The organism is Mesorhizobium sp. WSM4820 (genome assembly GCF_055811075.1).
The window spans coordinates 1-12,281 of the sequence record NZ_JBVVQN010000043.1; the positions used below are offsets into that span (position 1 = coordinate 1).

General features: G+C 62.7%; 24 protein-coding genes. 3 read left to right on the forward strand and 21 right to left on the reverse strand.

Going from position 1 to position 12,281, the window contains the following annotated elements; translation table 11 throughout:
- Positions 1 to 20: 20 nt before the first annotated feature.
- From AC0L2R_RS33175 to AC0L2R_RS33265, 19 genes are all read right to left on the reverse strand, one after another.
- Positions 21 to 1,238: a tyrosine-type recombinase/integrase gene (locus AC0L2R_RS33175; RefSeq protein ID WP_473513988.1), complete on the reverse strand. Its 1,218-nt coding sequence runs from the start codon at positions 1,236 to 1,238 to the stop codon at positions 21 to 23.
- On the reverse strand, positions 1,238 to 1,495 hold the full coding sequence (locus tag AC0L2R_RS33180) for a hypothetical protein (RefSeq protein WP_473513990.1): 258 nt from the start codon (positions 1,493 to 1,495) through the stop codon (positions 1,238 to 1,240). The genes AC0L2R_RS33175 and AC0L2R_RS33180 overlap by 1 nt, the downstream gene beginning before the upstream one ends.
- Entirely contained in the window at positions 1,492 to 1,707 is a 216-nt protein-coding gene (locus AC0L2R_RS33185) for a hypothetical protein (protein WP_473513992.1), read from the reverse strand. The genes AC0L2R_RS33180 and AC0L2R_RS33185 overlap by 4 nt, the downstream gene beginning before the upstream one ends.
- Positions 1,708 to 1,896 carry an ASCH domain-containing protein gene (locus tag AC0L2R_RS33190; RefSeq protein WP_473513994.1) on the reverse strand — a complete coding sequence of 63 codons (189 nt, stop codon included), beginning with the start codon at positions 1,894 to 1,896 and terminating at the stop codon, positions 1,708 to 1,710.
- A complete protein-coding gene (thyX, locus tag AC0L2R_RS33195) occupies positions 1,893 to 2,582 on the reverse strand; it encodes an FAD-dependent thymidylate synthase (RefSeq protein WP_473513996.1) in 690 nt (229 codons plus the stop codon). Before thyX ends, AC0L2R_RS33190 begins: the two co-directional genes overlap by 4 nt.
- Positions 2,575 to 2,832, reverse strand: coding sequence for a hypothetical protein (locus AC0L2R_RS33200; RefSeq protein ID WP_287248651.1), 258 nt, complete (start codon positions 2,830 to 2,832; stop codon positions 2,575 to 2,577). The genes thyX and AC0L2R_RS33200 overlap by 8 nt, the downstream gene beginning before the upstream one ends.
- Positions 2,829 to 3,101 (reverse strand): hypothetical protein, encoded by a 273-nt coding sequence (locus tag AC0L2R_RS33205; protein ID WP_473513998.1) that lies wholly within the window; start codon positions 3,099 to 3,101, stop codon positions 2,829 to 2,831. The genes AC0L2R_RS33200 and AC0L2R_RS33205 overlap by 4 nt, the downstream gene beginning before the upstream one ends.
- Positions 3,098 to 4,111, reverse strand: coding sequence for a DUF5131 family protein (locus tag AC0L2R_RS33210; protein WP_473513999.1), 1,014 nt, complete (start codon positions 4,109 to 4,111; stop codon positions 3,098 to 3,100). The genes AC0L2R_RS33205 and AC0L2R_RS33210 overlap by 4 nt, the downstream gene beginning before the upstream one ends.
- On the reverse strand, positions 4,104 to 4,286 hold the full coding sequence (locus AC0L2R_RS33215) for a hypothetical protein (RefSeq protein WP_473514001.1): 183 nt from the start codon (positions 4,284 to 4,286) through the stop codon (positions 4,104 to 4,106). The genes AC0L2R_RS33210 and AC0L2R_RS33215 overlap by 8 nt, the downstream gene beginning before the upstream one ends.
- Complete coding sequence (locus tag AC0L2R_RS33220) at positions 4,279 to 5,118, reverse strand: hypothetical protein (RefSeq protein WP_473514003.1); 840 nt, start codon at positions 5,116 to 5,118, stop codon at positions 4,279 to 4,281. The genes AC0L2R_RS33215 and AC0L2R_RS33220 overlap by 8 nt, the downstream gene beginning before the upstream one ends.
- A 2-nt stretch (positions 5,119 to 5,120) precedes the next feature.
- Positions 5,121 to 6,245, reverse strand: a complete 1,125-nt coding sequence (gene dnaN, locus AC0L2R_RS33225) for a DNA polymerase III subunit beta (RefSeq protein ID WP_473514005.1) — start codon at positions 6,243 to 6,245, stop codon at positions 5,121 to 5,123.
- Positions 6,242 to 7,207: a DUF2303 family protein gene (locus AC0L2R_RS33230; RefSeq protein ID WP_473514007.1), complete on the reverse strand. Its 966-nt coding sequence runs from the start codon at positions 7,205 to 7,207 to the stop codon at positions 6,242 to 6,244. Before AC0L2R_RS33230 ends, dnaN begins: the two co-directional genes overlap by 4 nt.
- 34 nt (positions 7,208 to 7,241) lie before the next feature.
- On the reverse strand, positions 7,242 to 7,580 hold the full coding sequence (locus AC0L2R_RS33235) for a hypothetical protein (protein WP_287149590.1): 339 nt from the start codon (positions 7,578 to 7,580) through the stop codon (positions 7,242 to 7,244).
- A 107-nt stretch (positions 7,581 to 7,687) separates the two neighbouring features.
- A complete protein-coding gene (locus tag AC0L2R_RS33240) occupies positions 7,688 to 8,047 on the reverse strand; it encodes a hypothetical protein (protein WP_473514009.1) in 360 nt (119 codons plus the stop codon).
- Positions 8,048 to 8,063: 16 nt separating this feature from the next.
- On the reverse strand, positions 8,064 to 8,543 hold the full coding sequence (gene ssb, locus AC0L2R_RS33245; protein WP_473514011.1) for a single-stranded DNA-binding protein: 480 nt from the start codon (positions 8,541 to 8,543) through the stop codon (positions 8,064 to 8,066).
- Positions 8,543 to 8,770 (reverse strand): hypothetical protein, encoded by a 228-nt coding sequence (locus tag AC0L2R_RS33250; protein WP_473514013.1) that lies wholly within the window; start codon positions 8,768 to 8,770, stop codon positions 8,543 to 8,545. The genes ssb and AC0L2R_RS33250 overlap by 1 nt, the downstream gene beginning before the upstream one ends.
- On the reverse strand, positions 8,767 to 9,486 hold the full coding sequence (locus AC0L2R_RS33255; protein WP_473514015.1) for a hypothetical protein: 720 nt from the start codon (positions 9,484 to 9,486) through the stop codon (positions 8,767 to 8,769). Before AC0L2R_RS33255 ends, AC0L2R_RS33250 begins: the two co-directional genes overlap by 4 nt.
- Positions 9,483 to 10,001 carry a hypothetical protein gene (locus AC0L2R_RS33260; protein ID WP_473514017.1) on the reverse strand — a complete coding sequence of 173 codons (519 nt, stop codon included), beginning with the start codon at positions 9,999 to 10,001 and terminating at the stop codon, positions 9,483 to 9,485. The genes AC0L2R_RS33255 and AC0L2R_RS33260 overlap by 4 nt, the downstream gene beginning before the upstream one ends.
- Positions 9,994 to 10,251 carry a hypothetical protein gene (locus AC0L2R_RS33265; RefSeq protein ID WP_473514019.1) on the reverse strand — a complete coding sequence of 86 codons (258 nt, stop codon included), beginning with the start codon at positions 10,249 to 10,251 and terminating at the stop codon, positions 9,994 to 9,996. Before AC0L2R_RS33265 ends, AC0L2R_RS33260 begins: the two co-directional genes overlap by 8 nt.
- Positions 10,252 to 10,415: 164 nt before the next feature.
- Between AC0L2R_RS33265 and AC0L2R_RS33270 the strand changes: the two genes are divergently transcribed.
- Complete coding sequence (locus tag AC0L2R_RS33270; RefSeq protein WP_473514020.1) at positions 10,416 to 10,736, forward strand: hypothetical protein; 321 nt, start codon at positions 10,416 to 10,418, stop codon at positions 10,734 to 10,736.
- 132 nt (positions 10,737 to 10,868) lie between these two features.
- Here AC0L2R_RS33270 and AC0L2R_RS33275 read toward each other — a convergent pair whose 3' ends face one another.
- Positions 10,869 to 11,084 (reverse strand): Arc family DNA-binding protein, encoded by a 216-nt coding sequence (locus AC0L2R_RS33275; protein WP_473514022.1) that lies wholly within the window; start codon positions 11,082 to 11,084, stop codon positions 10,869 to 10,871.
- A 248-nt stretch (positions 11,085 to 11,332) separates the two neighbouring features.
- On the opposite strand from AC0L2R_RS33275, the gene AC0L2R_RS33280 reads away from it, so the two are divergent.
- Entirely contained in the window at positions 11,333 to 11,560 is a 228-nt protein-coding gene (locus tag AC0L2R_RS33280; protein WP_473514023.1) for a hypothetical protein, read from the forward strand.
- Here the strand turns inward: AC0L2R_RS33280 and AC0L2R_RS33285 are convergent.
- On the reverse strand, positions 11,512 to 12,033 hold the full coding sequence (locus AC0L2R_RS33285; RefSeq protein ID WP_473514025.1) for a hypothetical protein: 522 nt from the start codon (positions 12,031 to 12,033) through the stop codon (positions 11,512 to 11,514). The genes AC0L2R_RS33280 and AC0L2R_RS33285 overlap by 49 nt on opposite strands.
- Here AC0L2R_RS33285 and AC0L2R_RS33290 point away from each other — a divergent pair.
- The coding region (locus AC0L2R_RS33290) for a hypothetical protein (protein WP_473514027.1) at positions 12,014 to 12,281 on the forward strand (268 nt) is incomplete at its 3' end. The two genes, AC0L2R_RS33285 and AC0L2R_RS33290, sit on opposite strands and share 20 nt — an antisense overlap.

The window sequence follows — 12,281 nt, forward strand, 5'->3', positions numbered from 1 at the left end:
TCCGGGCGAGGCCTCCATTCTCAAGCGCTGCGCGTGCTTGATGAATGATTTTGTTCGATAATTTCGGTAGGTGTGGCAGCCGGAACCGAACCGCCCTCTGCAGGGTGTGGCAATATGTTCCCCATTTCGCCCCAGTCGATGCGCTCGACGGCCTGCCGAGCGAGTCGCGATTGCTGCTTTCTGGCGGTGTAGATTTTTGAGGTTTTGCCGTCGCGCCAGCCGAAAAATCCGTCCAGCATCGAATCGGTCGTCTCGTTGTCGGCGAGATTGGTGGCCAATCCCTTGCGAACCGAGTGCGCCGTGCAGTGGGTCAGGCCGCACTGGTTGAACCATTCGGAGACACGCTGCGAGAGCCCCTTGATCGAGAAGGGTTTGCCGTACTCGGTCATCATGTAGTAGAGGCCTGCCACCTTATGTAGCGACAGCACGCGCGCAAGTACCGGATGGATCGGCACTTGAAGCGTCATCGGGTTTTTGTTGCGGCCCTTGAACACCCGGAAGATGAAGATGTCGCCGCGGCGATGGCGTGGGCCGATCGCCTGCAGGTCGGAAACGCGGAACCCGATATACATCAGCAATGCCAGCGCCAGCACCGCCTTCGATGTCGTGCCGTGATGCTTGATGTAGACACCGATTTCATCGCTGGTGATGGTGTGGTGGCCCTCGGTCTGCCTGCGATACGATCTGACCAGACGCGCGGTGTTGACCTTCATGATCGGTTGAGGCTTGCCGTCTCGCCCCGGCCGTGTCGTCTCGAACACCTGGCGCAGGATCTTCATTCGCTCATCGGCGGCGAAGGGCGTGTCCGCCTTGCGGTTGCGCAATTTGGTGACGTTGTCGACGCTGAGTTGACTGATAGGCATGTCGGCGAACAGATCGGCGCCGCCGTTCTTGACCGGTTCAAGCCACATCGAATCGATGATCTGCCGCCGCTTCCCCTGCGTGGTCTTGTCGAGCTGCAGGAACGCGTCCGACTTCATGTAGAGCATGCACAGCCAGCGGAATGTGTTTGGCAGGGGATGACCAGGCAACGTCTTCTTGGCTGCCGGAGCCGGCGTCGCACCGCCCTCGATCCGGTTGCGGGCGCTCCAGTATTCGGTGGAGAACAATTCCGATTCGGGATCGTCCGGAAGGCGGCAGATGCGCACGCCTTCAAAGCGAAAATAGTAGCGTATCGTGCCGTGGCGCGATTTGTTCTTCTCGATATAAGGCAGGTCGATCGTCGCCAAATCGTCCATCAGTCGGCGTCCCATCTCCCCGGTTCGCCGGCATCCCCCTGTTGCTCGCCGTCAGTAGGCCACTCGGCAAGCGCCGCGTCAATCTCGACGACGCGCCAGAGCTTGCGACGGCCCCATACGCGAGGCCTCGGCAGCAGGCCTTCCTCGACCATTTTCAGAACGCTGTTCGGGCTGACATCGAGTGCGATCGCCACCTTGTCCAGCGACATGGCCATGCGCGGCACGATAGTTGCGATCGGAGGCGCATGATGCTTCATTTGCCGGGCTTCCGGATGGCGTTGCCGCTGGTGACCATCGCGTAGCCGTCGGCGAACTCGACCCGGATCGAGTTGAAGCGCGCCGGCTTTGCCCGGCCGAAGCCCGGCAGCGCGAACGAGGCCGCGCCGGGCTTGCTGCGTGCCGTCACGGCGCAAGGCTGGCCTTTGCGGCCGTGGCGGTCCCATCGATAGATGTAGGGCAGGGCGTCCAACTATGCCCTCCAGTCCCAGAAGCCTATCAGGTCGGCAATCTCCGCCTTCTTGACCGGCCGGGCGCCGGCATGAATGGCGATCCGCTGGCCGAGAATCGCCACGGGCGCCGGCCAGCCGCGAAACTCGTAGGGTTTCACGCCAGCCATGATCAGCGTCGCCCAGGGCTGCCAGATCGTCAGCGCTTTCATCGGGCAGCTTCCCAAGCCGAAATGCACACCGGCGCGATGGTCCGCGCCAGTTTCTGCATCGCCTCGGCGTAGACCCGAATCTCGTACTGGGCATGAGGGTCGCAACGCAGGTCGAGGAAACCAAGCAGGTTGCGCAAGTCGATCTTGGCGAACATGTGGCTATAGGTGTTGACGGGCAGCACAGAGCGCGCCAGCTCGCGCGGCCAGCCATTGGCGAGCAGTTCGCGGTAGAGAGCGAATGCCTGCTCGCAATGCTGCCGCATCATTGAAGCTTCGACACGGCGGGCGACCAGGACCTTGCCGTCAGTCTCCTCTATGTCGCGCGCCTGCTTGCTCGACGTGGATTGAACGCCGATCTGGGCCGGGTCCGGGACATAGAATTCCTCCGGCAACTCCCGGTAGCGCGCCGACAATTCGTTGAACGACCAGGTGCGATGCCGATGCCATTGCCGGAAGACGAAGATCGGCGCCTTCACCTCGAACTGGAATTCGACGGCCTCGAATGGCGAGGTATGCCGGTTTTTCCAGAGATAGCGGATAAGGCGAGTATCGCTGCCTTCATCCTCGCCGGCGCGCCAGGCCGCGTCATAGCTCACGCGAGCCGCTCGCGACACCGAGAGATCGGAGCCCATGCTGTCGACCAGGCGAACCAAGCCGTGGTCGAGGACGTCGATCTTGTCATCCATTTTCCGCTCCCGCGATGTTGGTGTGATGCATGACGATGCCTGCGCCGCCGTCGGCGCGGCGCTCGATTTCCATGATCGCCCGCTTCAGGTAGTTGGCCTGGTCGAGCGTCTCTTCGTAGGCGTGCTGCAGCCAGTCGCGCAGGTTCAGATCCGTGCGATCGAGCGTGACGCCATACTTGGCTATGCCGAGTTCAGAGCGGCGGAGCAGGTCTTCGCGAACTGCCGCCACAACAGTGTCGATCGTCGTCATGCCTTCACCTTTGGGAAGTTCTCGGCATCGAGGCGTTCCCTCTTTTCCAGAGCGAGTTCGGCGCCGGCGCGGGTGAGGCGAAACAGGTCGTCACCACCGGTCAGTTGTGAGCCGGCCCGCCGCCAGGCGTGGCCGGCCTCGACCAGCGCCATCCATTCGAGATGATCGGAACTGCCTTCACCCGTGACGAAGTGGTTTCGGTAAGAGCGCCGTTGCCTATTCGGCAACCCGAGCGCATGCCGCGCGAGTTCCTTTTGTGCCGGGGTCATGCTGCCTCCTTTGGAAATTCTGAGTGTTCACGGCCGTCGAGTAGCCGGCCGGCGGCTTTCTTGCCGATGTTGCGCATGGCAACAACGCGCTCGCCGTGAAAGCCGCAGCCGCCGGCCAGGTTGTGGAAGCGCGTAGCGCCAGAGCCCATCTGGCTGTCGACCTTTGGCACGTTGCGCCAGTCGGGATCGTCCCGGTCGCGGTCGTAGAACTCGGACCAGTTGCCCCATTGCTTAAAGAAGAACGGCACGCCGGCCGCGACGAAGTCATCGCGGATATGGCGGACCCAGTCCGGATGCATCGGTCGCGCTCCCGGGCCACTCTCGCCGCCAGCGATCATCCAGCCGATCGGATGCGTCTTGCCATCCGGATATATTGTTCCCGCAAAGGTTTCGGCGCGAACGATCTTGCCGAAATCGATCCGCCCAAGCAGCGGCTCGGCCGAGATGAAACGGACCTTGGCTGGCGTCGCAAGCAAGGAGGGCACGCGCTCGTCGGCGCGCTTCTGATCCTCGGCCGAGACGCCGCACCAGACGTTGTGCAGCGGCCAGGAATAGACTTCGCGCGGCTTGCCGGTGAAAGTGTACCAGTTGGCGTAGATGTCATCGAGCAGATCGCGGCGGGACAGAAACTCCCGCATGCGATCGGCGCGCTTGGTCAGCACCTGATAGGTGTGGTGGTCGGCGGCGGCCATGACCGTGAACACGTCGAGGATCCATTCGTCCGGCACGTTCTCGGCGAACAGGTCGCCATGGGCGCAGGCGAAGATGCGGCGCGGCTTCTTCCAGCCGAAGGGCTGATAAAGCCATTGGCGGTTGAGCCGCATCTCGCCTGTCCAGACCGGGCCGGCCTTGGTGTCGCGGGTGAGGCCCTTGCGGCTGTCGATGTGCTTCAACCGGGTGCCGGCGAGCCGCATGGCGTAGCAATTGGTGCAGCCGGGCGACACGACGGAGCAGCCGGTGATCGGGTTCCAGGTGGCGTCGGTCCACTCGATCGAGGAATGGTCAGCCATTGTTGCCCCCGTGCTCGACCAGGCCCCAGCCATAATCGCCGTCGATCAGGCGCGGCTCGATCCATCCCTGCTCATACAGTTGCAAGGTCGCTTCGAAGAGTTCGGCCGGCATCTCTGCACGCGCATCTGCGATGGCGCGTTCGGCAAATGCACCGGCATCCGTGGGGTCAGACATCGGCCGTGTCTCCCCGGGCATCTACCAGTTCATCGTGAGGTGGCCCGCAAAGGGCGACATCATCGCCGCCGAAATGCCGGATGACCTGCCGCCAAGTGTCGTCAAGAGAGCGCCGATGCACATTCTGCAGCGGTCGGTTTTCGACTTCGCTCCGCCATTTCTCCACGGCCCACGCGAGAGCCGAGGATCCGCTGTGCTCCGGCAGCGGTCCGTGCTTCGGCTTCGCCGCCTGCTTGGCGCGGATCTTGTCGATCTTGGACCAGCATCGCGTCAGCTCGGTCTCGCCGGCGATGTCCATGTCGATCTTGTGGGCGTTGCAGAGCGCGGCGAGCGTTACCAAGGTGCCGCCGGTCTCCTGAATGGGCTCGCCGATCGGTCGGCCGAAAACATAGTCGACGAGCTGGTGCGCCTCGCTGGCGGTGCAGCCGAGCGCCTGGACCAGTTCGAGAGATTCCTCGAGGAACCGGTGGTTGCGCTCCATGCCGTCGGCGGCGATCGCTTCACCGAAGCAGGCGATCATGAAGGAATGGACCCGGTCCTGATAGCCGCCCCTCAGCGCGGCGCGGGCGTCGCGCGCCTCCTGCTGGTAGCGGTTGTTGGCCTCAAGCAGTTCGCGTTCGCGTTCCGGAGAGATGCCAAAGCCCTTCAGCGCAAAATCGCGAACAGCTTGTTTGTCGTGGTCATAGGCGGTCAACAGCCATTGCGGTTCGGGATGCCACTCGGAGGTCCCGTAGTAGACGCTACTCGGGGTTATCGTCCGCAGTGACCTCTCGCCGCGCCAGTTCGTGTAGACGACTTTGAGGTGAAGGTGCTTTCTGGAGAGTGTATCCATCTTCAAACCCTCATTGGCATCAGGACGAAGAGCGGCTTCAGCTCGTCGTCGGTTTCCGGCTGGATGAGGGTCGGCGAGCCGGGGTCGCCGAGGCTGAACACCAGCCGCTTGCCTTCGGCGGCGTTGAGCAGGTCGAGGCAGTAGCGGCCGTTGAAGCCGATCTCGATGCTTTCGCCCTCGCCATGCTCGGTCGTCACCTCGTCATTGGCGCTGCCGGCGTCTGGATTGTTAGTGCTCAGGGTCAGATTGCCGCCGGCCTCGAAGGAAAACTTCACCGCGCTGCCGCGCCCGCTGGACACCGTCGTCACGCGGTCGACGGCCTTGGCCAGCGCTTCCTTCTCGACGGTGAAATGGTTGGCGTTGCCGGCGGGAATGACGCGCTGATAGTCCGGGAAGCTGCCATCGATCAGCTTTGACACCAGCACAACGCCATCGCATTCGACGCGCAGCTTCGTGTCGGACAGGCCGATCGTCGCCTTTCCCTTGTCGCCGAGGATCTTGCCGATCAGGTCGACGGTCTGGCGCGGCACGATGATGCCGGGCATGCCGGCGGCACCCTCGGGCAGAGCGGCACTGAACTTCGCAAGCCGGTGGCCATCGGTGGCGACGGCGTGAAACTGCTCATTGGCATGCCAGTAGACGCCGTTGAGATAGTAGCGCGTCTCCTCACTGGAGATGGCGAAGGACACGGTGTCGAACATGCGGCCGATCGCGGCGACATCCATCTCGAAAGTGTGGCTGGGCGTGCCGCCGTCCATGGTCGGGAAATCGCTTGCCGGCAGCACCTGGATGCGAAAGCGCGTGCGCCCGGATGACAGCGTGGCGAAGTCGCTTTCGGCGGCGAGCGCGATCTCGGCGCCCTCCGGCATCTTGCGTACGGCGTCGTGCAGCAGGGTCGACGGCAGGGTAAAGCTTTCATCCTTGCCGGCCTGGCACTGCACCGTGGTGCGCAGCTCGCGGTCGAGATCGGTGCCGGTGATGGTGAGCGTGCCCGCCTTGGCCTCGACAGCGAGCAGCACGTTCTGCAGCACCGGAATGGTGGTGCGGCGCTCGACAGCCTTGCTGACCAGCGCCAGCGCGGGAAGCAAGGCCTCCCGCGCCAGGATGATGGTGCTGGTCTTGCTCACGCCGACATCTCCGGCGTGCCTTCGTAGGCCGGCAGGTCGGTCTTGCTGCGCACCTCGGCAAGCGTGCTGCGCACATGCTCGTTGATCGCCTGGTCGGGCCGATAGATCTGATACGACCACAAGATCATGGCGCCCGACGGACGGTAGCGCAGCCTGACCGGAATGCGCACCTTCTCGCCCATGAAGAACGGCGCCAGGTTGAGCATGAACAGGCCGGGCACCTTCAGCGGCTTGCCGTCGACATCGTTGTGCGCCTCTTCCCAGGCGATCTGGCCTTCGCCGCTCTGCAGCGTGGTTGCCGTCTTGACCTTGGTGTCGATGTTGATCTTCAGCCCGCGCGACAGCTCGACCACCTGCGCAGGCGTCGCGATCTTGGTCTGGAACTGCTGTTCGAAGGTGGCCCGCTCATGCTCGGTCGGCGAGGAGAGCTCGGCAACGCGATCCTCGAGGAAATAGGCGAACTCGGCCTGCTTCATCGGCTCGCCGTTCATCTCGATCCACTTCTTCCATTCCTCCGACAGCGGGAAGGCGTAGTGCACGCGATGCTTGCCGAATGCGGCAAGGCCGCCGGACACGTCTTCGTGGTAGTCGATAACGGCGGTGAACGACGGGTTGCGCCAATCGGCGTCGGCGAAGATGACGCTGTTCGCGGTCTTGTGCCGGTTGGTCAGTTCGCAGAACGATTCGAAGGTTTGCGCCGTCGCCTGTCCTGCCTTGCGGGCGGGGTGCTGGCGGAAGGCCTCGAACAGGGCGGCGACGGCGCGCGCCTCGGGCTGCCGGCCGCTGATCAAGGCCACGGGGACCGAGGCGGGCACGCCGACCATACCTGCCGGCGCGGCGAGCGTCGCCAGTTGGATTGCGCTGGCGTCGGCGCCGAGCTGGGCGATGGCCTTGATGTCGATGCCGGCGGCTGGCGCTATCAGTTCCGACGTCTCGGCTGCAGGCGTGGTCTTGGCGTTCATCGTAAAGGATCCTCTTCAGGGGTTGGGGTCAGGACTACTGGCGATCGGCGGCCGCGCGCGGGCCGCCGAACATGTCGGTCTGCTGCGGGTGCTCGGTCGACAGTGAGCCGTCATCCAAGACCCAGTAGAAGGACGAGCCGCGTGCCGGCTTCGGCCGCTTCGAATCGATCTCGCAGGTGATCGTCGCCGTGCCGGCCTCGACCTCCACGTTGATCTTGAGGGAGACGTGGCCCTTGATCTTGGTCTTTGGCCGGTCGCCGGAAAGCTCCTTCAGCTTGGCCAGCGTTTCGGTGATCTCTGTCGACATGGCGGCGGCGACTTCGCCGCCCTCCAGCATGCCGATGATGGTCTGGGCGTCTCTGATTTTCTTCATGGTGTCCTCACGGCCGTGCGCCTGCCGTCGAGTGTGACCGAACCGAAGGTGCCGGCAGGCTGGCCTCCGGACGGGGCGGCGAACAGTCGCCGGTCCGCAGTCGCGGGCTAGAAAGGGAGATCGTCGTATGGGCCGCCGCGATCGCAGCGCTCGACAAAGTCTCCAGTCTCGACGCGTGCGAGATTGGAGATCGCGCGAAGAGTGCCTTCAAGAGCCCGCAGGCGATGCTCCAGACGTTCCACTTTTCGTCTGTCCTCATGCCACCAGTCTGAAAACTTCTTCACCTCTTCAGACAGGCGCCTGATGGTCGCCTCCGGCGTTTCGGTCTGGTTCATCGCCTGCTTGACTGCATCCATCGCCTGCTTGACTGCATCCTCGACCGGCTTTGGTGCCGCCTCGGCGGCCAGGCGGTTCTTCAGTGCGTTTCTGGCCTTCGCGACGACAGGCTTCGTCCTGGCTTGCGCCATAGTCTTGCTCCTCTGGTTAGAACGGGATTTCGTCGTCGAGCGCTTCGCGCATGCCGGGCGATTGCTGCTCGGCCGGGCCGCGCTCCTGACGGGTCGAGGCGCCGCGCTGCGTGCCGTAATCGTCAGGGCTGCGTGCCGGATGGTCCACTTTGTCGAGCATCTGGATTTCGCCGCGGAATTTCTGCAGCACGATCTCGGTCGAGTAGCGCGCGGCGCCCGACTGGTCTTCCCATTTGCGGGTCGAGAGCTGTCCCTCGACATAGACCTTCATGCCCTTCTTCAGATACTGCTCCGCGACCTTGCAGAGGTTCTCATTGAACACGACGATGGTGTGCCACTCGGTCTTTTCCTTGCGCTCACCTGAGGTTTTGTCGCGCCAGCTTTCGGACGTGGCGACGCGGAAATTGACCACCATGTCGCCGCTGTTCAGCCGGCGGATTTCCGGGTCGGCGCCGAGATGGCCGATCAACATCACCTTGTTTAGGCTTCCGGCCATCACGCGGTCCTTTCTTCGGGAAGGGTGACCAGCGCATGGCCGGCAGGAGAGTTGGCGTCGTCCGGCGTCAGCCCGGCGATCTCCTTGCGCAGGCTGGCCGCGAATGGCGCGGCGAGCAGGATCTCGCTCGAATTGTAGAGCTTCTCGCCGATCAGCAGCCGCAGCGGCTCGCCGCCGCGCAAGCGTTGGACTGTGTCGTGCCAGTGGCGGATGGTGGGCTCGCTCATGCCGCCCTCACGACGATGCCGAGATAGCGCTCCAGCCGGTCGAGGAAGGCGATCTCGGCCTTCATCGCGCCCCATGGCTCGATCGCGCCGGTCAACTTCGGCGGCGGCAGATCGCATCGAACGAGCGGGAAATCGCCTTTGGCGCCATAAAGCGCACGGGCTTCCGCCATGCACATGCGCTCATCCATCTCGGCGACCTGGCGGGCATAGAGCGGCATGCGCGAAATAGGTGGAAGCTGCGCCGCCTCGATTATCGGGGCGTCCAGGGCGAGTTTCGAGCGCTTGATCCCATGCGCCACAGCACCGTGGGCAATCGCGGCGGGCACGCCATTCTCGATCAAATACTCCGCGGTCTTGAGGTCGATATCCAGAACGGCCGGCCGGCTGATGTCGCCGAGCAGATATTCATGGGCGTCGTGCAACAGGAAGTAGCCGGCCAACACGCCATCGCCGCTTTCGCGGAACAGAGCATCTGCCCCCATGACGCAATGCTGCGCCACCGACAGTGCGCCGCCACGATGGCGACCAGCGAAACGCGCTGTCTTCGACAAGGCCGCCGCGATATGAGCGAAATCCACCTGGTTGGCCCTAATGTCGGCAAGGTCAGCGATCCGCCCGTCCAGCATGACGATCGGAACCATCTTGCTGGCGCGGCGGGCCGCTTGCTGGCGGGCCCGCCGCGCGTCTTTCGAGATGTGCCGCACCTCCTGGTTCATTGCGCCACCTGTGGCAGCGTCTGCTCGACCGCGCGCATCACCGTTTCACGGTTGGCTGGGAAGATCGGCAGGCTGTTGAGATAGCGACAAAGAAGCAAAAGGCAGCGCTCGCGCTGGCCAGACCAGGGGTCAAGCACAAGGGCAGCGCGCGCAGTGCAATAGTGGCCCCACGCAACGGTCAGCGCCTGCGTTTCCTTGGTGTCGCGCGGCAGCGGTGGCCGGTTCGGCAGCGGCGCGCGCGCCTTTTCGATGATGTCGGCCAACAGGTCGGGCCGGCTGGTGAGATGGCGTACGCTGGCATCGTATGCCAGTTTCGCCGCGGCATCGCTGAACTCGGCGATTTCGGCCCAGGTGAAACCGGCGCCGACCAGGTCCTTCGAGCGGACGCCGCCGCCGACCGAGAACATCTCGCGCATCGCGTCGGCCATTTCGCGGCAGCGCGGATGCGCGTCGTCAGGCTGTTCGGGGAACACCGGCCGCGTCTGCGGCGAGCGAAAGTCAGCGTGGTTAAGCATAACAATTGGCCTCCCGGGTCCGCGCCATTGCGGAAAGAAGTTCTGCCTCGCGGGCAAGCGCAGCCTGGTCTTCGAACCGGCTTTCGATGTTGGTGATGATCGTCCGGATCTGATCGTCGGACGTGCTGTCGCGCCAGTCGGCCCAGTCGCGTTGAACACCCAGCATGGTGTCGTAGCCGAGGCATTCGAGCGTCTCGATCAGATCGCGCCTTTCGGCCGACATGCCCTCAGGGTGCTCGCCGGCGTTCATCAGACGGCACCGAAGATCACGGCGGCGCAGAGCAGGACCGCTGTGACCGCCGCCAGCGAGGCCAGGTTCTTGGCCAGCGAGTAATCCTCGTGATAGCCTCGCGACCGCTGCAGGCGCTCACCTTCGATGACGCCGAGATTGCGCGGGGGGACAGGATGCGACGATTGATACTGGCGGCGGCGCTGATGACGACTTGGGCCGGGCTGGGCCGAGCAGACGATAACGAGCTGTTCGCTGCAATGCTTGGCGAGGCGGTCGCGCTCGACGAGCTCTGCCCGAGCCTCCAGATCGACCAAAACATGGTCGTGAACTACGCAGGCATCATGAACGTCGGAAACAGCGACAAGATCAAAGCCGACATGCGCGCGTTCTATGAGAGATCTCGGATCGCGTGGGCTTCCAAGCCTTTCGACGATGCCTGCGCGGCCGGGCAGCGGCTTTACGGAGCCAAAGGCACCAAGTTGCCCATGCTTCTGAAACGTTGACTGTTGCACGGAATGCCCCATCGGCTGTTGCGATGAAGCGTCGTACTAAATGTACGATTGAAGGTCAAGTACGTTTTGTACGATTTAGATCTAGTCGGAAGTTTTGTACGAACACGTGATCAGACAAAAAGACTAAATCTTGGCGCCCTTATCGAGGATCGACAGCGCCTCGGTCATCAGTTTCACCGCTTGGACACGATCCTTGTCATCGCCTGAGAACGACCGTTCCAGCCTGGCGGCTACTTCGGCATTCATGCTGCGCTCGCCCTCGGCCGCAGCGAGCTTGAGGCGCTTCAGTAGCGAGGCTGGGATGCGGATATGAATAGTGGTGCGATCTGGCGGCGTCATGCCGCGACTTATGGACGAAAGGTCTGCAACCGGAAATAGGTGCAGTGCTGCTATAAATATAGCATAGGTGATACAGTTTTCCCCGCTATTCACAGCAGATCGTTACAGGTTGAAATATTCTGGTGATGTATCAGCAAGGGTTGTATGCGTATCGAAATGGCACACCTGGACGGGTGAAAAACTGATTTGACAGCTTGCAGGAAATTGTTCCTAATTTCAGCGCCGTTCGGGTTTGGGAGAAGAGAGAAGTGATCCAGTACGAATCGCGCGAAGCGGCGGGCGATCAGGAAATGGAAGAGCTGCGGGCAATGGCGACATCGCCTCAGTCAAGGGCGGCCACTATCGCCAAGCGAATCTGTCGTGATGCACGATCAATCGCAGAGGTGATGAGCGAAATCCATGGCGGGGAGTGGAGCGTCGACATCGATCATGATGACTGCTTCGTGCTCATCTCCCGCGACCTGCTGCCGACCTGACCGTAAACCGTTTTGTGAAGCAGCTTGAGCGCGCGGCTCTGGGTCTCGGGCGGCGCCTTCACCAGGTCGGCGAAAACTTCGGCAAGTTGAGAGATCATGTCCGGCGCGGGCGCCTTTGAGGCGCCGTCGTCAGTCGCGGCATAGGCTTCGCCGTTGTCGCCATAAAGATACCAGCCGGCGGTGTGTCCGAACACCCGGGCATACTTTTCTGCCGCCTTTCGGGAAATATCCCGATTGCCATTGGTGTTGCTGATCATCAGATCCTGGCTGATGTCGAGCTTGTGCCGATTGGCACGCCACGCGTCAGTTGGCGTCTCATAACCGGCCTCGCGGATCGCCTGAATTAAACGGTGCTTTGGTTCAATCATCCGTACAGTTTGGCCGACTTTTATCGTCCAAGGTGTACGATTTTCATTTGACAGCGCATCGTACGTAATGTACGAGACTGGGTCCATGAGCGAGCCGTTATCCATTTCTGACCTCATTGCGAACTGGCGCACCATTGGCGAGTTCGCCGCCGATGTTGGCTGCGGGTACGAGGCGGCCCGCAAAATGCGCGACCGTGAGAGTATTGCGCCCGAACATTGGGCCAATGTGATCTGCGCCAGTGAGGCCAAGGGCATCCCTGGCGTGACCTACGAATGGCTCGCTGCCCGTCGTGTTCTTGCCGCGCAATCCGCCGGCGAGGATTTCGATGCTGCACGCCCCGGCAGTGTCGCGG

What these genes read in the sequence shown, in the direction of transcription:
- AC0L2R_RS33175 (WP_473513988.1), bottom strand. Translation starts at nt 1,238, where the DNA reads ATGGACGATTTGGCGACGATCGACCTGCCTTATATCGAGAAGAACAAA.
- AC0L2R_RS33180 (WP_473513990.1), bottom strand. Translation starts at nt 1,495, where the DNA reads ATGAAGCATCATGCGCCTCCGATCGCAACTATCGTGCCGCGCATGGCC.
- AC0L2R_RS33190 (WP_473513994.1), bottom strand. Translation starts at nt 1,896, where the DNA reads ATGAAAGCGCTGACGATCTGGCAGCCCTGGGCGACGCTGATCATGGCT.
- thyX (WP_473513996.1), bottom strand. Translation starts at nt 2,582, where the DNA reads ATGGATGACAAGATCGACGTCCTCGACCACGGCTTGGTTCGCCTGGTC.
- AC0L2R_RS33200 (WP_287248651.1), bottom strand. Translation starts at nt 2,832, where the DNA reads ATGACGACGATCGACACTGTTGTGGCGGCAGTTCGCGAAGACCTGCTC.
- AC0L2R_RS33205 (WP_473513998.1), bottom strand. Translation starts at nt 3,101, where the DNA reads ATGACCCCGGCACAAAAGGAACTCGCGCGGCATGCGCTCGGGTTGCCG.
- AC0L2R_RS33210 (WP_473513999.1), bottom strand. Translation starts at nt 4,111, where the DNA reads ATGGCTGACCATTCCTCGATCGAGTGGACCGACGCCACCTGGAACCCG.
- AC0L2R_RS33215 (WP_473514001.1), bottom strand. Translation starts at nt 4,286, where the DNA reads ATGTCTGACCCCACGGATGCCGGTGCATTTGCCGAACGCGCCATCGCA.
- AC0L2R_RS33220 (WP_473514003.1), bottom strand. Translation starts at nt 5,118, where the DNA reads ATGGATACACTCTCCAGAAAGCACCTTCACCTCAAAGTCGTCTACACG.
- AC0L2R_RS33230 (WP_473514007.1), bottom strand. Translation starts at nt 7,207, where the DNA reads ATGAACGCCAAGACCACGCCTGCAGCCGAGACGTCGGAACTGATAGCG.
- AC0L2R_RS33235 (WP_287149590.1), bottom strand. Translation starts at nt 7,580, where the DNA reads ATGAAGAAAATCAGAGACGCCCAGACCATCATCGGCATGCTGGAGGGC.
- AC0L2R_RS33240 (WP_473514009.1), bottom strand. Translation starts at nt 8,047, where the DNA reads ATGGCGCAAGCCAGGACGAAGCCTGTCGTCGCGAAGGCCAGAAACGCA.
- ssb (WP_473514011.1), bottom strand. Translation starts at nt 8,543, where the DNA reads ATGGCCGGAAGCCTAAACAAGGTGATGTTGATCGGCCATCTCGGCGCC.
- AC0L2R_RS33250 (WP_473514013.1), bottom strand. Translation starts at nt 8,770, where the DNA reads ATGAGCGAGCCCACCATCCGCCACTGGCACGACACAGTCCAACGCTTG.
- AC0L2R_RS33255 (WP_473514015.1), bottom strand. Translation starts at nt 9,486, where the DNA reads ATGAACCAGGAGGTGCGGCACATCTCGAAAGACGCGCGGCGGGCCCGC.
- AC0L2R_RS33260 (WP_473514017.1), bottom strand. Translation starts at nt 10,001, where the DNA reads ATGCTTAACCACGCTGACTTTCGCTCGCCGCAGACGCGGCCGGTGTTC.
- AC0L2R_RS33265 (WP_473514019.1), bottom strand. Translation starts at nt 10,251, where the DNA reads ATGAACGCCGGCGAGCACCCTGAGGGCATGTCGGCCGAAAGGCGCGAT.
- AC0L2R_RS33275 (WP_473514022.1), bottom strand. Translation starts at nt 11,084, where the DNA reads ATGACGCCGCCAGATCGCACCACTATTCATATCCGCATCCCAGCCTCG.
- AC0L2R_RS33285 (WP_473514025.1), bottom strand. Translation starts at nt 12,033, where the DNA reads ATGGATAACGGCTCGCTCATGGACCCAGTCTCGTACATTACGTACGAT.